We start from the raw sequence: 16,121 nt of genomic DNA, 5'->3' as shown, positions 1-16,121 counted from the left end.
GCGAGATCACGCGCTCGCGCGGGCGGCCTTGTAAAAGTCCTTCCAGCCGTCCCGCTCCTTCACCACGGTTTCGAGGTATTCGCGCCAGACGATGGCGTCCTGCACCGGGTCCTTCACCACGGCACCCGCGATCCCCGAGACGAGATCGTGCGCCGAGAGGCGGCCGTCGCCGAAATGCGCGGCGAGCGCCAGCCCGCTGCCGACGACGCTGATCGCCTCCGCCGTCGAGAGCGTGCCGGAGGGCTGCTTCACCTTGCTCTTGCCGTCGGCCGTGACGCCCTCGCGCAACTCGCGGAAGATCGTGACGACGCGGCGGATCTGGTCGGCGCCCGGCGGTTCGGCCGGGATCTCGAAGGCGCGGCCGAGCGAGGCGACGCGGGTCTCGACGATGGCGATCTCCGCTTCGATGGTGGCGGGGGGCGGCAGCACCACGGTGTTGAAGCGGCGCTTGAGCGCGCTCGACAACTCGTTGACGCCGCGATCGCGGTTGTTGGCCGTGGCGATGAGGTTGAAGCCCTTCTGCGCGGGCACCTCCTCGTTCAGTTCGGGGATCGGCAGAGTCTTTTCCGAGAGGACGGTGATGAAGCTGTCCTGCGTCTCGGAGGGGATGCGGGTCAGCTCCTCGACGCGGGCGATGCGGCCCTCGTTCATCGCCCGCATGATAGGCGAGGCCACCACCGCCTCGCGGCTCGGACCCTTGGCCAGCAGCAGCGCGTAGTTCCAGCCGTAGCGGATCGCTTCCTCGCTGGTGCCGGCGGTGCCCTGCACGATCAGCCGCGAGGTGCCGCAGATCGCGGCGGCCAGATGTTCGCTGACCCAGCTCTTGGCGGTGCCCGGCACGCCGAGCAGCAGCAGCGCCCGGTCGGTGGCGAGCGTGGCCACCGCGACCTCCATCAGGCGGCGGTCGCCGATATACTTTGGCGTGACCTCGAAGCCGGATGCGAGCTTGCCGCCCAAAAGATAGGTGACGACGGCCTGCGGCGACATCTGCCAGTTCGGCGGGCGCGGCCGGTCGTCGGAGTCCCGCAGGGCGGCGATCTCCTCCGCGAAAGCATCCTCGGCGGCTTGGCGAAGCTGCGCAGCCTTGACTCCGTTGGTCGATGTCATCCTTGAGCCGTCCCCCCTGTGGTGGTCTCCGGTTGGAAGTCGCGCCGGATCGCGGAGCGCAACTCCAGCACGCCGGTCAATCCCGTGAGCTGCGTGCGCAGGCGGTCGCCATCCTCCTCCGGCAGGCGCGCCAGGATGGCGGCAGCAGAGGCCGCGCTGTCGTCGCTCGGCCAGAGCCGGTCGCCGAGGCGGGCGATCACCCAGGGCTTGGCGAGGTCGCGCCGCAGGGCGTCGGAGCCTCGGGTGACGAAGGCGAGCCAATCGAGCAGCGTGGCGCTGAAGGACTCCGAAAAGTGCTCCGGGCCTTGGCCCAGCACGGCCAGCACCACCTCGATCTTGCGGGCGCGGATCAGCGCACCGACCCAGGCCTCCCACTCGGCGTCGGGCAGGAGGTGGAGCGCCTCCGCCCACATCCCCAGAACCTCGTTGGTGCGGCGGACGCCCGAGACCTTGCCCTCGTAGGCTTCGGCCGTGATGTCGGCCATCGCCTCCGTCCAGGCCGGGTCGCGCGTGCGCTTGGCCGCCGAGAACAGCCCGTGGAAGACCGGATCGGCCCACTCGCTGCGCAGGGCCAGCTCGATCCAGAGCCGCGGCGGATGCTCGGCGAAGGCGTGGAGCGGCGCGCGCGCCAGGATCGCCCGCAGCAGGCCGGCCCGGGCACCGCCGCCGCGCCGCTCCCAGGAGTTGGCCTCGACGCCGTCGCGGGCCAGTTCCGGGCTCTCCTCCGGCAGGGTGACGACGAGGGTGTGCGTGGTGCCGCCGAGCAGTCGGCGCTTGCTCTCGACGCTCAGCGCGGCCCGGGCGCGCGCCGCCATGCGCTCTGCGTAGCGCGAGCCGGGAAGCCCTGGCAGCAGACGCTGCGCGGCCTCGCGCACGCCCCCGGCACGGTCGTCGAGGCAGGCTTCGAGGAAGGGCTCGTCGGCCGGCGACAGGCCGGTCGCCAGCGCGTGGACCAGGGCCTCGCGCATGTCGGCCTTCTCCTTGCGGAAGACCGGCTCCAGGGCAGCCCGCGCCCCCTCGGGATCGCGGGCGCGGAAGGCGGTGAAGGCGGTGCGGCGCTCGGCCACCGTCCCTTCCATCCAGTCCGCGGCCTCCACTCGCTCGGTCGGGGCCTCGCCGCAGGCGCGGGCGAGCCAGTCGAGTTCGGCGCCGGTCACGGCAAGGGCGGTCGCCGGCAGGCTGTCGCGATGGAGCATCAGCGCCTGGAACAGCCAAGCGGGCGGGCGCAAGCCCGAAGCGGCGGCGAGATCGAACCACTCCTCGATGCGGTTGCGCGCGCTGGTGCCCTCGGTGAGGAGGCCGTAGAGCCGCGTCGCGGCGGCGGGCGGGCATTCGGGGCTGAAGGCGTCGCGCGGTTCGATCGGCGCCAGCGCCTCCGGCCCGAGCCCCGTGCCGGCGAGGTGATGGACGCCTTCCGCGGCGAGCCGCGCCAGCAGGGCGGCGCCGGGATCGCTCTCCGCAACGAGTGCGGCCAGCGGACCGGGCGCGGCCGGCGGGGCGCGCTCGGCCCCGAGGAGCGCGGCGGCGAGCGTCGGCTCCCAGCCATCCGTTGCAAGATCGGCAGCGTCCATCAGGCCACCTGCAGCAGGACCGGCTGCGCGCCCTGCGCCGGCATCGCGTAGAGGCGGCCCTCCGCGACGAGGGCGAGCGGATGGAGGCCGTAGCCGTCGTAGAGGCCGAACAGATCGACCGGCCGGCCCGCCGCCACCGCGAGCAGGCTCGGCAGGCGCGTGTCGGCCCTGAGTGCGAGGCAACCCGTCTCGTCCCCCGCCGCGAAGGTCGGCAAATGACCCGTCCTGTGACCCGTCTTGCCGCCGGAAGCCGTGGCGGCGAGCCGCCCGAGCCGCACGTTCGCGAGCCGCACCGGCCAGCGCTCGAGCCAGGGCGCGCGGGCCAGCACCTCGGCAAACGTGTCCCGCGCCGCCGCGACGCTGGTCGCACCGGGCAGCTCCGCGCGCGCCGCCGGGCCGGCGCGGCCCTCGCGGAAGCTGGCGCGCAGCGGTGGATCGCCGGGCTGGAACGCGAGCGCTCCGGAAAAGTCCTGGCCGGCGGCCGGCGCCGGCGGCAGGGGCGAACCACTGGTCCCGTAATCGATCACCTGGGCCAGGGCGCCGCTGACGCGGCCGACGAGCCAGACCGAGCGGGCGGTCAGGCGGTCCTCCTCCTCGACGGCGTGGGCCAGCACCGCCCAGGTGTCGGCATGGTCCGGCCGCGCCGCCATCTCCTCGGCGGTAACGGGATAGCCCAGCGCGGCCCGGACACCCGCCGCCTGCTCGGGGGCGAGCGCGTCGAGGCGGCGCGCGGCCCGGAGCAGCAGGGCGAGCCGGCCGAGGCCGAGCCCGAGCGCCGCCTCCGGCCGGGGGGCTCCGGGCTGGGGTGCGGCGGCGATCAGCCCCGGCAGGGCGCGCACCCGGCGGGCCAGCCCCGGTGCCTGCCCGTCCACGAGGCGGCCGGCCATGCGGTCCCAGAAGGCGTAGGGCTCGGAGCGCGCGGCGGCGAGCCCGCGCCGCATCATGTCGCGCAGCCAGAGATCGAGTTCGTCGAGAGACGCCGCGACCCGGTCCTCGCGGGCCTGCCGGCGCTTGGCCTGCGCCCGTTCGTCGACGGGTTTGGCCGGTTCTTTCGCCCGGGTCTTGGCCGCCCCGGCGCGGCTCTCGCGCCCCTTCATCCAGGCGGCGGCCCAATCCGGCGGCTCGCCCTCGGCGATGGGCGAGGCCGCATCAACCAGCATCAGGCCCAAGCCGTGCTTGCAGGGAAACTTGCGGCTCGGGCAGGTGCATTTCGAGGCGGGTCCGGCCAGATCCGCGACCGTGCGGTAGGGGCTCGCCCCGCTCCCCTTGATCTGGCCCCAGATCACCGTGCCTGCCCGGCCGAGGCCGGCCCATTTCTGCGGCTTTGCCTGATCCTGCCCGGCCTTGCGGCTCGACGCGTCGGGGGCGAGATCGAGGATCTGGGCAGTCGTCAGGCTCATGCGGCTCGCGCGGGTGGATGTCCGTCAGTCGAATCGTTGGCGAACCAGATTAGACGGATCGGCTCGATGGGCAAGTCTTCCTTTGGACCCCGTTTTTCGTTAAGCCGGCAACAGTCTCGACGATGGATGTTCTAAGATTTATCTGAGAATTATTCCAGTTCATCGCGCTGGTCGCGATGCGTGCCTGCGCGCGCGAGTCATTCCTCTGAGGGGATGCCGTGGGCGGGGTCTCAGCCCTGCTCCTCGGTGTTGCGCCATTCCCGCTCGAAGGGCAGACGCCAAGCCTGCGGCGCCACGAGTTGGTGGATCGATTTCGGCCCCCAGGAGCCCGGCGCGTAGAGCCGCACCGGCGGGGGCGCCTCCAGGAGCGGCGTCGAGACCTCCCACAGCCGTTCGATGCCCTCGGCCGTGGTGAAGAGCGTATGGTCGCCGCGCATGGCGTCGAGGATCAGCCGCTCGTAGGCCTCCAGCACCTCGCCCATCAGGCCGGTATCCTTCATGTTGAACTGGAGCGAGAGCTTGTCGAGCCGCATGCCCGGCCCCGGTCGCTTGCCGTAGAAGGACAGCGACATCTTCGAGGCGTCGGCGAGATCGAAGGTGAGGTGGTCGGGTCCCTGCGCGCCCACACCCGAATTGACGGGGAACATGCTTTTGGGCGGCTCGCGGAAGGCGATCGAGATGATGCGCTGCCCCTCCGCCATCCGCTTGCCGGTGCGCAGGAAGAACGGCACCCCGGCCCAGCGCCAGTTATCGATGCGGCACTTGAGAGCAATGAAGGTCTCGGTGTCCGATTGGGGATCGACGCCGGGCTCGGACCGGTAGCCGGCATACTGTCCGCGCACCACCTCCCGCGGGTCGAGCGGGAGCATCGAGCGAAAGACCTTGTTCTTCTCCTCGCTGATCGGGCCGGGTTCGAGTGAGGTCGGCGGCTCCATCGCCATGAAGCCGAGGATCTGGAACAGGTGGGTCACCACCATGTCGCGATAGGCGCCGGTCGCCTCGTAGAAGGCGGCGCGGGTGCCGAGGCCCAGCGTCTCCGGCACGTCGATCTGCACGTGGTCGATGAAGGTGCGGTTCCAGATCGGCTCGAACAGGCCGTTGGCGAAGCGGAACGCCAGGATGTTCTGCGCCGGCTCCTTGCCGAGGAAGTGATCGATGCGGAAGATCTGGTCCTCGGAAAAGACTTCGTGCAGTCGGTCGTTGAGCGCGACGGCACTCTCGAGATCGGTGCCGAACGGCTTCTCCATGACGATGCGCGAGCCGGCCGCCAGATCCGCCTCGGCGAGCAGGCGAACGACGGTGAGCGCCGCGGCGGGTGGCACGCTGAGATAATGCAAGCGCCGGCTTTCCTGCCCGAGGCTCGCTTCGGCCCGGCCCACCGCCGCGGCGAGTGCCTCGGCGCCGGCGGACAGCGGCACGTAGTCGAGCCGCTCGGCAAAGGCCGTCCATTCCCCGTCCCCGGCCTGGCGGGTGAAGAACTGGTCGATGGCCTTGTGCGCGCGCTCGCGGAACGCCTCAATGCCGATGTCGTCGAGGGACACACCGACGATGCGCAGGTCCGGGATGAAGCCGGCGCTGAACAGGTGGAACAGGCCGGGCAGGAGTTTTCGCTGCGCGAGATCGCCTGTGGCGCCGACGAGGACGACGACCTGCGGGTATTTCGGGCCGACGCCCGCTCCCAGCCGTGACGCGCGCGATCCTGCCAAGCGGGCCTCCATCGGCGCGCCGGATGCGCGCGCAGGGTGAGGTAGGGCCTGCGCGATTCGTGCCAAGCTTGCACGGACGATCCCGCGCTTGCCCTGTTCGGCCGGAGGTGCCGAAGCCCTCCGGCGCCAGGACCCGGCTGTTCGTGGAGGCGCTCGCCCGCTTCATCCGCGCGGGCTGGGCGCGGTGACGCATCGCGCGCTTGGCCGACGCGCCCCATCTCCGGGGCGATGTCCGCCGCTCCTGACAGCTTCGATGCCACCGCCGCCCGCCTGCGCGCCTGCCGGATCTGCCGCGACGCGCCCCGGCACGGCGCGCCGCTGCCGCACGAGCCGCGGCCCGTGGTCCAGGGCAGCGCTACCGCGCGGCTGCTGATCGCGAGCCAGGCGCCGGGCAACCGGGCGCACCGTAGCGGCATCCCGTTCAGCGATCCCTCCGGCCGGCGCCTGCGCGCCTGGCTCGGGCTCGACGAGGCAGGTTTCTACGACCCGGCGCGCGTGGCAATCCTGCCGATGGGCGCCTGCTTCCCCGGCCTCGACGCCAAGGGCGGCGACCGGCCACCTCGGCGGGAATGCGCGCCGACGTGGCGAAGCAATCTCCTCGCCGGGCTGCCGCAGCTCGACCTGATCCTGGTGATCGGCCAGTACGCGCAAGCCTGGCACCTCGGCCCCCGGCCGGGCGGCCTGACCGAGACGGTCGCCCGCTGGCGCGAGATCCTCGCAGCCTCCGCCCGGCCGCTTGTGCTGCCCCTGCCCCATCCCTCCTGGCGCAACAACGGCTGGCTCAGAACGAACCCGTGGTTCGAGGCTGAGCTTCTGCCGGTGTTGCGCGCCGAGGTGGCGCGGGTGATGCAGCCGTGAGGGCGGGCGCTGATCCCCTGCGGTTCGCCGGCCGAACGATGGCGTCGAATCCTTGACGCTTGACGTGCCGTCTCATCCGCTCACGACCCCGCGGCTGGCCACGAACAGATCGGCATGCTCGCTCACGAAGTCGCGACCACTGCGCGGATAGGTGGTCGATCCGAAATCGTAGGAGCGGGCCACATCGTCGTTGAGGTCCGAGTAGCGGAAGATCTGGACGATCCGGCTATGGGTCCGTGTCGTGTTGGGAATCGAGCTATGCGATAGGAGGCTGTCGAAGATCCCGAAATCCCCCTTATTCCAGGAATAATCGTACACCTCGTAGCCGGCGAGCTTGGACTCCCAATCGTGCACCTCGAACGACCCGTTCTCGGTCTTGTGGCAGGGAAGAATCCCGAGTTGGTGCGATTTTTCCCAGATACGCAGACCGCCGACACCGTCATGGTACTTCGAGATGCCGAAATACATGGTGATCTGCCGCGGTGACTGCATCAGGTATTGGTAATCTTGGTGGGGTGGCAGGTTGTAGCGGTGATAGTTTTCGCCGGGTGGAAAGAAGTGCAGCGTGTCTCCCGCCTGGGGCGTCGCCAGCAAAGCATCCTCGCCCCAGACGCTCTTGAGGAAAGCTTCGACATAATCGGCGTACTTGACCTTGTTGAAGCTAAAGAGCTTGTTGTGCTGCGTGCCAAGATTAGTGATGATCTTCCCGAGTATCGGCTGCAGGGCTGCCAGCAGCGTCAGCTTCTCGCCGACCTCAAGATCCCGTGCCTGGCGATCGAGCTTGTGCGCGATGATGCCGTCGAACAGACTCTCGATCTCCGAGGTGTATTTTCTGTAGTTTGCATCGGAATTCATCAGTCCCGGAAAGATCACAACGCCGAACTCGTTGTACGCTTCCGTGATCGGCGCGAGATTCGCCAGGAACTTTTCGATGTCGTAATCGGGGAAGACGTACGGTCTCATCGTCACAGCTCGCAGAAGGCGCAGTAGGTCTGCAGGGGGTGGCGCTGCAGCCGTAGGTTCCGGATGCCCAGCACGTCCTGGACGGCTTGGGTCTCACCCGGGAAGAAGGGACAGTTGAATTCGTCGAAGACCAGGACGGAGCCCTTGGGCATCCGGTCGAGGATCCGCTCCAGTGTGATTTTCGTCGGCGCGTAGATGTCCATGTCGAAGATCGCGAGCGCGATCGAGGCGTGCGGATTCTCCTCCAGCCAGACCGGCACCGTATCCACCACGTTGCCCTGGATGAGGCTGTGCTTGCGGACCTCGGGGAAGGGCGCGATCGACTCGTGGTAGGCCAGGATCTCGGCGAGGCTGCTCGCGAAGTCCGCGCGCGAGGAGTAATCGCCCGCCTGCGCCTCGCCATCCTTGGCATGCGTATCGGCGAAGCCCTCGAACGTGTCGAATCCGACGATGTGGCGGGAGTGATTGTAGGGCTCAAGGAGGCTGCGCAGGTTGAGCAGCGTGGACAGACCCGCACCCCAATGGACACCGAACTCGCAGATGACGCCCGGCACGGACAGGCATCGCTGATAGAGGTCGTGATAGTAGATGACGCGCGCGATCGTATTGCGCTTCATCACCGACAAGGCATGGATCGACCAGTTCGGCCCGCTGTCTTCGAGAACGCCCAAGGCGATGTCCTTGAAACGCTGATCCCGCTCGCGTTGAGCGGTGGTGCGGTAGCCGGTGAATTCGCCCGTTCTGCTCTTTTCCATCGACAATCAGGCCCGCACAGCGTCGTTCGGTTCGAAGGAGATGAGGTCGGCGACAGTAAACCTCGATGCTCGCGAGAGATTCGGGCGGGCAGGATGACGCGCAACAAGGCATGCCATGGGCCCGGCAAGGCCGCAACATAGCCGCGACCTGCGAAGGAGGAGGTTCGGAGCCCGAGGCCGCTCGGCATTGACAGGCGTTCCCCGCGAGGGGATCGCTGCTCGAATCTGCCCATGAACGAGAGCCCGATGCCGGAGAGCGCAACCCTTCTCGACCCCCGCGACCGCCTGATCGTCGCCCTCGATCTGCCCGACGTGGCGGCGGCCGAGCGGCTGGTCGCTCGCATCGGCGACGCGGCGACCTTCTACAAGATCGGCTATCGGCTAGCCTACGCGGGCGGGCTCGACTTCGCCGCGCGGTTGGCGCGCGAGGGCAAGAAGACCTTCCTCGACCTCAAGCTTCACGACATCGGCAACACCGTCGAGGAGGGCGTGCGCTCGGCCTCCGCGCTGGGCGCGACCTTCCTGACGGTACATGCCTATCCGCAGACCATGCGTGCGGCCGTACGCGGGCGGGGGGCGGGTCTGAAGATCCTCGCGGTCACCGTGCTGACCTCCTACGATGATGCCGACGCGGCGGAAGCCGGTTACGCGCTTCCCGTGGCCGACCTCGTCGCGCGCCGCGCGGAACAGGCGGCGGAGATCGGCATCGACGGGATCGTCTGCTCGGCGGCGGAAGCCGGGGCAGTGCGCGAAAGAATCGGCCCGTCGCGGCTGATCGTGACACCCGGCATACGCCCGGCGGGCGCCGAGGCCGGCGACCAGAAGCGGGTGATGACGCCGGGACAGGCGCGGGCGGCGGGCATCGACCACGTGGTGGTCGGGCGCCCGATCACCGGGGCCGAGGATCCTCGCACGGTCGCCCAGGCCATCGTCGCCGAGATGGCCTGACGCAGAAGCGAACGCCGGCTCAGCCGTCGAACACCGCGGCGAGCTTGTTGCCGGTCGGATCGCGCAGATAGGCGGCGTACCAGTTCGGGCCGTATTGCGGCCTGAGGCCCGGCGCGCCTTCGTCGGTTCCGCCACGGGCCATGGCGGCGTCGTGGAATGCGTCGACCGCCGCGCGCGAGGGCGCCGGGAAAGCCATCATCGTGCCGTTGCCGGCGCTTGCCTCCTTGCCGTCGAAGGGCGTGCAGACCCACACGATCAGCCCCTCGCCACGCCCGGCCAGGGAGTATCCGCGCCAGCCCGGAAAATCCGCGTGCATGCCCCAGCCCACCATTGCCAGAACGGCGCCGTAGAAGGCGTGGGCGATCGCGGCATCGCGGGCGCCGAGGGTGAGGTAAGGCTGCATCCGATGTCTCCGCGCGATTCGAGGGTGCGGATACGGTAGGTGACATGACGAACAGATCAAGAACAAAGATCCGCCTCACAGCGGACGCACTCGCTCTCGCGGCGCCGCTCCGATAGCAGGGGCGGGAACCGTGATCGGACAGAACAGAGGATGCCTGAAATGGCCAAGGGCTACTGGATCGTACGGGTCGATGTGAGCGACGCGGAGGCCTACAAGGCCTACGCGGCGGCCAACGGCGCCGCCTTCGCCCGCTTCGGTGGGCGCTTCCTGGTGCGCGGCGGCGCCTTCGAGGCGGTGGCGGGGCAGGCGCGGGCGCGCAACGTCATCGTCGAGTTCCCGAGCTACGAGGACGCGCTGGCCTGCTGGCACTCCGACCTCTATCAATCAGCCCGCGCCCTGCAGAAAGGCGGTGCCGAGGCCGACATCCTGGTGATCGAGGGCTATGACGGCCCGCAGCCCGTCGTCTCCGAGCCAGCCCCGACGCCAGGTGCCGCCTCGGAATAGCGGGTCTCGATGACACTCCTGGCAGGCCGCCTCAGCGGCCCGCCGCCCGCAGGGCGCTGAGCAGGAAGGCGATCATCACCGGCAGCGGCGGCTCGATCGTGCTGGGCTGGCGGCCGACCAGCATCGGATGGCAGTAGCGGGTGATCCCGGCCTGAAGGCAGGCCGCCGCACTCGTCGGGTCGGCGACGGTGAACGCGCCCTCGCGCATCCCGTCGGCCACCACCCGCGCGAGAACGGCGCCGATGCGGTCGACATGCGCTTGGCACACCCCCCAGCTCTCGCTCATCGCCGCCTCGACCATCTCGTGGACGCGCGGATGCGCCTCGAAGCGGCGACGGCAATCGTCGTGGAGCGCGGTGATGATCCGGCTGAGCCGCTCGGGCGCGTCGAGGTTCGGGGCGTCGGCGATCGCCGCGATCATCGCCTCGATCTCGCCGGTCAGCTGCTCGACCACCGCCTCGTTGATCGCCTTCTTCGAATCGAAGAAGCGGTAGACGTTGGCCGGGCTCATCTTCAGCGTGCGGGCGATGTCGGCGACGGTCGTCTTCTGGTAGCCGATATCCTGGAACGAGCGGGCCGCCGTCTCCACGATCCGATCGCGCGTCGTCGGCGCGATCTCGTCGGAGGGGGGAAGACTATGGGCCGTGGCGGCGGGCATCGTCGTCATCACCTAAGCTTTGACACCGGCCGCGTCAAAACCGATTGACGCGAACAGTTGGCTTCACAAAGCACCAGAGGGGCAGGCCGTTCCAACGCCCCCGCTTGCGTCCCAGAACCGGGGCGCTCCTGCCTCGATTGCCCCGGAATCGACGCCGCCGAAACATCCTGACCGGCTGTGTACGACCATCTAGCGCAATCATCGGACGGCGGCTGTTTTCGCAGACGGGATGCCTCATGAAGCTCGAAGGCAAGCGGGCCCTGATCACCGGCGCCGATTCCGGGATCGGCTGGGCGACGGCGATCCTGTTCGCGCAAGCAGGTGCCGATGTCGCGATCACCTACAACACCGACGCGGCGGGCATTGCCGAGACCGCGGCCCGCGTCGAGGCGGCCGGTCGCAGAGCGCTCGTCATTCAGGACGATGTCGGCGACCCTGCTTCCGTATCGAAACGACGATGACCGCCGACCGCTCCGAGCATACCGAGAAACTCGAACAATCGCTCGACCGTATCGCGTGGCACCGCACCGGTCAGCCGGACGAGATCGCCCGCGCCGCGCTCTATCTCGCTTGTTCGGACTCGGATTACGTGACGGGGCACACGCTCGTTGTCGATGGTGGATTGACCATGCAGTGGGGTGGCGCCTGAGCTTGAGGGCAGTGTGCTCGCCTGCTTCGCAAGAGGGGTCGCGTGAACAGATCGGGAGATGCTGCTACAGCATGGCTCTCATCGGATGCTTTTGATGCGCAGTTGCAAAGCCGGCGGCCGGTCCGAGTAGGCTGGTCTGCATAAGGGCTTTGCCGCCGCAGCCGCCCGACCAGCCGGTGCGGAACAACGCCCACCGTCGTGACCGGCGCGTCCTCGGCGACCATCGGCATGACAGCCTCATGCTTGATCCGGCCGTTCACTGCACCTTCCTGCCGTCGTGAGACCGGCAGCCCATCAGGATCCTCCTGCGTGAGGACGATGCGCTGATCCACGTGCTCGGGCGTTGCAACACCCCGTATCGGCGAAATGGGGTCGGTTCGTCGCAAGAATGCGGGCTATCGCCCTCCGGCTCTGACGAACGCCTCAGGAGCCGAATTGCGAGCCGAGCTGTTCGAGATACTCGGCGAGGTCGAGACCGCCGACGCGCCGGCCGTACTCGAAGCGCATGCCGCGCCGGATATCGACCTGAGTCGAACGGGTATTGAGCGTGAAGGGCCGGACGCAGACCCAGGCGCCATCGGTGCGGTGCTCGAAGAAACCGAGGATGTCGTGAGGGGCGGCCATGGTTCGTCTCGCGGGTGGGTGCGGGGAACCAACGGAGGACGGGGAGAAGAGTTCAATCGTTCCGCCGCGCTTTCTCTCGCTTTTCTCTCGGTGAAGCTTGTCTTGATGTCGTTCGAAACTTCGAACGGCCAAGCTTGCTCTTCAGCAGACTTGCTCTTCGGAGCGCTTGTGAGGGATGTTCGGGATCTGAACAGATCCCCCGTCAGCGGCGGCCCGTCGAGCCGAAGCCGCCCTGCCCGCGTCCCGATGGAGGCGCATCCGGCTCCGGCGCGCCCTCGCGGATCTCGAAATCCGGCCGGAGGACGCGGGTGAAGACGAGCTGCGCGATGCGCTCGCCCGGCTCGATGCGGATCGCCGCGCGACGGCCGGGCGGGTTGCGGTTCCAGGCGGAGATCATCAGCGGCCCCTCGTAATCGGCGTCGATCACCCCGGTGCCGTTGCCGAGCACGAGGCCCTCCCGATGCCCGAGGCCGGAGCGGGCGAACACCAGCCCGCACCAGTCGGGATCGCCGATCCGCACCGACACGCCGGCCGGGATCAGCGCGGGCGGCGCCTGCGGTTCGAGGAGCAGCGGCGCGTCGAGACAGGCATGCAGGTCGAGCCCCGCGGCCGCCGCGCTGCCCCAGCGGGGAAAGCCCCATTCTCTGAGCCGCGGATCGAGGATGTGAAGGCCGACCTTCGAAGGGGATGCTTGCAGGGGGGGTTCCAAGGAGGTTCCTCGACGTCCGGGTGAGAGTGCGAAAAAGCTTTCTTTGAAGCGGTCGCACAGGGCAATCGCGGGCGAAGGCGGAAGCGAGCGGATGGCGCGCTGGGTGGCGGGACTGGACGGGTGCCGCGGGGCCTGGGCCGGCGCCCTGATCGATCTCGACGATCCGGCGCACTGGCGCTGCGCCCGCGTCCCACGGGTGATCGACCTGCTCGACGGCCCGGAGGCGCCGGTCTGCGTCGGCATCGACGTGCCGATCGGCCTGCCCGACCGGGTGAGCGGCGGCGGGCGCTCCGCCGACCGGGCGGCGCGGGCGTTTCTCGGGGCGGGGCGTTCCAGCGTCTTTCCGGTGCCGCCCCGCGCGGCGGTCTATGCCGCGAGCTACGACGCGGCCAAGACGCTGTCGCGGGCGGGATCCGAGCCGCCCTTTGCGCCGTCGATCCAGTGCTGGAACATCCTGCGATACGTCCGCGAGGTCGACGAACTCCTGCGCGGGCACGCCGATCTCGCGACGCGCCTGCACGAGGTGCATCCGGAGGTCGCCTTCTTCCGCCTCAACGGCGAGCGGCCTCTCGCCGCCGGCAAGAAGGGCGCGGCCCGCGCCGAGGGTCTTGCCGCGCGCCGAGCCCTGCTGATTGCCGCCGGGCTGCCCGAGGCGATGGTCGGCTCGCCGCCGCCGACGGGGGTCGCCGCCGACGACCATCTCGACGCCATGGCCGCACTCCTCGTCGCCCGCGACATCGCCGAGGGTCGCGCCGAGCCGCTTCCCAACACGATCGAGCGCGACAGCTATGGCCTGCCGATCGTGATCTGGGCGCCCGCAGCCCTGCCAGTGCCCCGCCTTCACCCCGCCCGTGATCCCTTGCCGTGAGGAGTTGAGCCCGTGACCGACCGCCCTGACGCGGACCTGCCGACGCGCGACATCGCCCGCGCCCTGGTCTTCGACCCATCGAACCGCCTACTGCTGATCGAGTACGAGGCCGTCCGCCCGATCGATCCGGCCAACCCTGAGGCCCTCGGCTTCTGGTTCATGCCCGGCGGCGGGCTGGAGCCGGGTGAGAGCCACGAGGACGCGTGCCGGCGCGAACTCTCGGAGGAGATCGGCGTCGCCGAGGTGGAGCTCGGCCCCTGCGTCGCCGTCTGCGACGGCCCGTTCCACCTGTTCCGCAAGCCGCGCTGGGCCCGCGAACGCTACTTCGTGGTCCGGCTCGCCAGCGACGTCGTCGATACGAGCCGGCTCGCCGAGACCGAGGACAACCCCGTGCGCGGCACCCGCTGGTGGCCGCTCGCCGAACTCGCGGCCTCGGCCGAGCGCATCGAACCCGCCGGATTGGCCGAGTTGGCGCAACGAATCGCGTCCGGCGACGTTCCGGACCAGCCCGTCCGCCTCGACTGGCAGAACGCTTGAGCCTTCCACGCGAGCCGCCCGCCGCAATCCGCGGCGGCGCGCCGCCGCATGGAGGCCTGGCGTGCTTGACTGGTCGGCGGCAGGATCGTTTCCGATCCGGCTCTTTCGAGCGTGCCGTGGGATCACGCCGTGGAATCGCGCAATGTGATCACGCCCGGCGCACAGGATGTGCGCAAGCGCATCTGCGGGCTGGGATGGATTTCAATGATCAGATCGTTTGGTTAGCGCGTCCCACGACCGTAAGGATGAAAGGATCACCGACCATGTTCCCCCAGGTTCTCACCGATGGCTATCGCAGCTTTCTCGGCGAGCGGCTCCCGAGCGAGCGGCGCAAGTACGAGACGCTCGGCAAGGAAGGCCAGGAGCCTGAAGTCCTGCTGATCGGCTGCTGTGACAGCCGCGTCGCCCCGGAGGTGATCTTCGATACGGGGCCGGGCCAGATCTTCACGATCCGCAACGTGGCCAACATCGTGCCGCCCGCCGAGCGCGACACCGCCTATCACGGCACCTCCTCGGCGATCGAGTTCGCGGTCCAGGCCCTGAAGGTGAAGCACATCGTCGTGCTCGGCCACGCCACCTGCGGCGGCATCAAGGCCGCCGGGTTCGGCGCGGACCCGCTCTCGTCCGGCAACTTCATCGGCCGCTGGGTCTCGCTGGTCGAGCCGGCGAAGAAGAAGCTCATCGAATCCGGCGACACCCCGGACAAGGAGGGTTTCCTCACGCGCCTCGAATACGCGATGGTCGCGCAGAGCCTCGAGAACCTGATGACCTTCGACTTCATCCGCGAGGCCGTCGAGGCGGGCCGCCTGCACCTGCACGGCGCGCATTTCGGCATCGTCACCGGTGAGCTGCGCATCCGCGACCCGAAGACCGGTGAGTTCCAATCGGTGGTCGAGCGCGATGGCCAGACGCTCTCCGCCTCGGCCCTGATCGCTTGCTCCGAGGCGTAACAGGTCGCGATCGCTTCGATCGCTCCGACAAAGGTGCGGCGCCTCCGAAGGCCTTCGGAGGCGCCGTTTTCGTATCGGGTAACGTGATGAGCGGAGGTTGTCGGGGCCCCGCTCGCGGCATCCGAGCAAAAAAGAGGCGGCGGACCTTTCGGTCCGCCGCCTTCCCTCCGTGCCTGGAGGTGAAGGACCCGCCTCAGCGGGCGCCCGGAAGACGCTGGGCGTGGGCGTAGTGCTGCTGGAGCACCGGTAGGGCCTGCTGAGCGTAGTTGCGCAGAGCCGGATTCGGGCCGGACTGAGCATAGGACTGCGTCATGCTGATCGACATCTGGTGCGCCATCACCTGCTGCTGACCGTAGAGACGGTCGAAGCGGGCGCCGGACGGGGCGGCGTTCAGCTCGGCCAGCATCTGCTGCTGCTGCGGGTTCGGCTGCACCACGGTGGTGCCCGCGGTGGCGTCGACGTCGAAGGCGCGGGCGCCCGCGGCTGCCCCGCGGCTCAGGCCGGTGCCGGCCCCTTCGATCGCGCCGACCGGTCCGCCCTGCAGGGTACCGCCGACGACGCCGGTCGCCACACCCGTTGCGGCGCCGACCGCGCCACCGGCGATGGCGAGCGGAGCCTCGACCAGACCGCCGACGAGACCGCCGGGGCCGGCCTGACGGGCGGCCGCGTAGTTGCTCTCGCCGCCGGCCAGGGCGACGTTGGCGGCCTGATGGTCACGCAGGGCCTCGCGGGCATAGGCCCGCACCGACGGGTTGCGGCTCTTCTGCAGCGCGATCTGGGCGGACTGGATCTCGAAGGCATTTGCCTGCATGGCGTCCAGACGGAAATCGCCCCCGACCTGGGCGAAAGCGGGGGTCGCCATGGCGACGACGAGAGCGGACGCAGCAGCGTATTTCTTCAGCATACCAAAC

17 protein-coding genes and 1 pseudogene are annotated in these 16,121 nt (G+C 69.3%); 7 read left to right on the top strand and 11 right to left on the bottom strand.

What is annotated here, in order from left to right; all coding sequences use genetic code 11:
• Nucleotides 1-6: 6 nt before the first annotated feature.
• The 4 genes from FHU13_RS04135 to zwf all read right to left on the bottom strand — a co-directional run bounded on the left by FHU13_RS04135 (nt 7) and on the right by zwf (nt 5,796).
• Nucleotides 7-1,107 (bottom strand): ATP-binding protein, encoded by a 1,101-nt coding sequence (locus tag FHU13_RS04135; protein WP_183434572.1) that lies wholly within the window; start codon nt 1,105-1,107, stop codon nt 7-9.
• Complete coding sequence (locus FHU13_RS04130; RefSeq protein ID WP_183434571.1) at nt 1,104-2,678, bottom strand: DUF5691 domain-containing protein; 1,575 nt, start codon at nt 2,676-2,678, stop codon at nt 1,104-1,106. Before FHU13_RS04130 ends, FHU13_RS04135 begins: the two co-directional genes overlap by 4 nt.
• Nucleotides 2,678-4,078: an SWIM zinc finger family protein gene (locus FHU13_RS04125; RefSeq protein ID WP_183434570.1), complete on the bottom strand. Its 1,401-nt coding sequence runs from the start codon at nt 4,076-4,078 to the stop codon at nt 2,678-2,680. The genes FHU13_RS04130 and FHU13_RS04125 overlap by 1 nt, the downstream gene beginning before the upstream one ends.
• Before the next feature lie 230 nt (nt 4,079-4,308).
• Nucleotides 4,309-5,796, bottom strand: coding sequence for a glucose-6-phosphate dehydrogenase (gene zwf, locus FHU13_RS04120; protein ID WP_183434569.1), 1,488 nt, complete (start codon nt 5,794-5,796; stop codon nt 4,309-4,311).
• Between the two features lie 216 nt (nt 5,797-6,012).
• Between zwf and FHU13_RS04115 the strand changes: the two genes are divergently transcribed.
• Entirely contained in the window at nt 6,013-6,642 is a 630-nt protein-coding gene (locus tag FHU13_RS04115; RefSeq protein ID WP_183434568.1) for a uracil-DNA glycosylase family protein, read from the top strand.
• Nucleotides 6,643-6,714: 72 nt separating this feature from the next.
• On the opposite strand, the gene FHU13_RS04110 is transcribed toward FHU13_RS04115, so the two are convergent.
• Complete coding sequence (locus FHU13_RS04110) at nt 6,715-7,605, bottom strand: phytanoyl-CoA dioxygenase family protein (RefSeq protein ID WP_183434567.1); 891 nt, start codon at nt 7,603-7,605, stop codon at nt 6,715-6,717.
• A gap of 2 nt (nt 7,606-7,607) precedes the next feature.
• Nucleotides 7,608-8,360 (bottom strand): TylF/MycF/NovP-related O-methyltransferase, encoded by a 753-nt coding sequence (locus tag FHU13_RS04105; RefSeq protein ID WP_183434566.1) that lies wholly within the window; start codon nt 8,358-8,360, stop codon nt 7,608-7,610.
• Between the two features lie 246 nt (nt 8,361-8,606).
• Between FHU13_RS04105 and pyrF the strand changes: the two genes are divergently transcribed.
• Complete coding sequence (pyrF, locus tag FHU13_RS04100; protein WP_183434721.1) at nt 8,607-9,308, top strand: orotidine-5'-phosphate decarboxylase; 702 nt, start codon at nt 8,607-8,609, stop codon at nt 9,306-9,308.
• A gap of 19 nt (nt 9,309-9,327) precedes the next feature.
• Here pyrF and FHU13_RS04095 read toward each other — a convergent pair whose 3' ends face one another.
• Entirely contained in the window at nt 9,328-9,711 is a 384-nt protein-coding gene (locus FHU13_RS04095) for a VOC family protein (protein ID WP_183434565.1), read from the bottom strand.
• 159 nt (nt 9,712-9,870) lie between these two features.
• Between FHU13_RS04095 and FHU13_RS04090 the strand changes: the two genes are divergently transcribed.
• Nucleotides 9,871-10,215, top strand: coding sequence for a DUF1330 domain-containing protein (locus FHU13_RS04090; RefSeq protein ID WP_183434720.1), 345 nt, complete (start codon nt 9,871-9,873; stop codon nt 10,213-10,215).
• Nucleotides 10,216-10,246: 31 nt separating this feature from the next.
• On the opposite strand, the gene FHU13_RS04085 is transcribed toward FHU13_RS04090, so the two are convergent.
• A complete protein-coding gene (locus tag FHU13_RS04085) occupies nt 10,247-10,873 on the bottom strand; it encodes a TetR/AcrR family transcriptional regulator (protein ID WP_183434719.1) in 627 nt (208 codons plus the stop codon).
• 236 nt (nt 10,874-11,109) lie between these two features.
• Here FHU13_RS04085 and FHU13_RS28370 point away from each other — a divergent pair.
• A pseudogene (locus FHU13_RS28370) lies at nt 11,110-11,522 on the top strand (SDR family oxidoreductase).
• 423 nt (nt 11,523-11,945) lie between these two features.
• Here FHU13_RS28370 and FHU13_RS04075 read toward each other — a convergent pair.
• Nucleotides 11,946-12,146 carry a hypothetical protein gene (locus FHU13_RS04075; RefSeq protein ID WP_096484556.1) on the bottom strand — a complete coding sequence of 67 codons (201 nt, stop codon included), beginning with the start codon at nt 12,144-12,146 and terminating at the stop codon, nt 11,946-11,948.
• A gap of 202 nt (nt 12,147-12,348) precedes the next feature.
• A complete protein-coding gene (gene dut / locus FHU13_RS04070) occupies nt 12,349-12,843 on the bottom strand; it encodes a dUTP diphosphatase (RefSeq protein ID WP_183434718.1) in 495 nt (164 codons plus the stop codon).
• Nucleotides 12,844-12,946: 103 nt separating this feature from the next.
• On the opposite strand from dut, the gene FHU13_RS27520 reads away from it, so the two are divergent.
• From FHU13_RS27520 to FHU13_RS04060, 3 genes are all read left to right on the top strand, one after another.
• Nucleotides 12,947-13,723, top strand: coding sequence for a DUF429 domain-containing protein (locus FHU13_RS27520; RefSeq protein ID WP_246714467.1), 777 nt, complete (start codon nt 12,947-12,949; stop codon nt 13,721-13,723).
• Between the two features lie 12 nt (nt 13,724-13,735).
• A complete protein-coding gene (locus tag FHU13_RS27515) occupies nt 13,736-14,260 on the top strand; it encodes an NUDIX domain-containing protein (RefSeq protein ID WP_312889544.1) in 525 nt (174 codons plus the stop codon).
• Nucleotides 14,261-14,523: 263 nt separating this feature from the next.
• The gene (locus FHU13_RS04060; RefSeq protein ID WP_183434564.1) at nt 14,524-15,210 is read left to right on the top strand and encodes a carbonic anhydrase; all 687 of its coding nucleotides are present in this window, start codon (nt 14,524-14,526) and stop codon (nt 15,208-15,210) included.
• Nucleotides 15,211-15,403: 193 nt separating this feature from the next.
• Here FHU13_RS04060 and FHU13_RS04055 read toward each other — a convergent pair whose 3' ends face one another.
• A complete protein-coding gene (locus FHU13_RS04055) occupies nt 15,404-16,114 on the bottom strand; it encodes a DUF4142 domain-containing protein (protein ID WP_183434563.1) in 711 nt (236 codons plus the stop codon).
• Nucleotides 16,115-16,121 lie beyond the last annotated feature (7 nt).

This window comes from Methylobacterium sp. R2-1 (assembly GCF_014191355.1).
GTDB lineage: Bacteria > Pseudomonadota > Alphaproteobacteria > Rhizobiales > Beijerinckiaceae > Methylobacterium.
Note: the sequence above shows the minus strand (reverse complement) of the source record. Positions and strands in the feature narration are given on the sequence as shown.

Coding starts and splice junctions, on each gene's coding strand:
- FHU13_RS04090 (WP_183434720.1), top strand. CDS start 9,871: ATGGCCAAGGGCTACTGGATCGTACGGGTCGATGTGAGCGACGCGGAG.
- FHU13_RS04130 (WP_183434571.1), bottom strand. CDS start 2,678: ATGGACGCTGCCGATCTTGCAACGGATGGCTGGGAGCCGACGCTCGCC.
- FHU13_RS04115 (WP_183434568.1), top strand. CDS start 6,013: ATGTCCGCCGCTCCTGACAGCTTCGATGCCACCGCCGCCCGCCTGCGC.
- FHU13_RS04095 (WP_183434565.1), bottom strand. CDS start 9,711: ATGCAGCCTTACCTCACCCTCGGCGCCCGCGATGCCGCGATCGCCCAC.
- FHU13_RS04135 (WP_183434572.1), bottom strand. CDS start 1,107: ATGACATCGACCAACGGAGTCAAGGCTGCGCAGCTTCGCCAAGCCGCC.
- FHU13_RS04060 (WP_183434564.1), top strand. CDS start 14,524: ATGTTCCCCCAGGTTCTCACCGATGGCTATCGCAGCTTTCTCGGCGAG.
- FHU13_RS04105 (WP_183434566.1), bottom strand. CDS start 8,360: ATGGAAAAGAGCAGAACGGGCGAATTCACCGGCTACCGCACCACCGCT.
- FHU13_RS04125 (WP_183434570.1), bottom strand. CDS start 4,078: ATGAGCCTGACGACTGCCCAGATCCTCGATCTCGCCCCCGACGCGTCG.
- FHU13_RS04075 (WP_096484556.1), bottom strand. CDS start 12,146: ATGGCCGCCCCTCACGACATCCTCGGTTTCTTCGAGCACCGCACCGAT.
- FHU13_RS04055 (WP_183434563.1), bottom strand. CDS start 16,114: ATGCTGAAGAAATACGCTGCTGCGTCCGCTCTCGTCGTCGCCATGGCG.
- FHU13_RS04110 (WP_183434567.1), bottom strand. CDS start 7,605: ATGAGACCGTACGTCTTCCCCGATTACGACATCGAAAAGTTCCTGGCG.
- pyrF (WP_183434721.1), top strand. CDS start 8,607: ATGCCGGAGAGCGCAACCCTTCTCGACCCCCGCGACCGCCTGATCGTC.
- FHU13_RS04085 (WP_183434719.1), bottom strand. CDS start 10,873: ATGCCCGCCGCCACGGCCCATAGTCTTCCCCCCTCCGACGAGATCGCG.
- zwf (WP_183434569.1), bottom strand. CDS start 5,796: ATGGAGGCCCGCTTGGCAGGATCGCGCGCGTCACGGCTGGGAGCGGGC.
- FHU13_RS27520 (WP_246714467.1), top strand. CDS start 12,947: ATGGCGCGCTGGGTGGCGGGACTGGACGGGTGCCGCGGGGCCTGGGCC.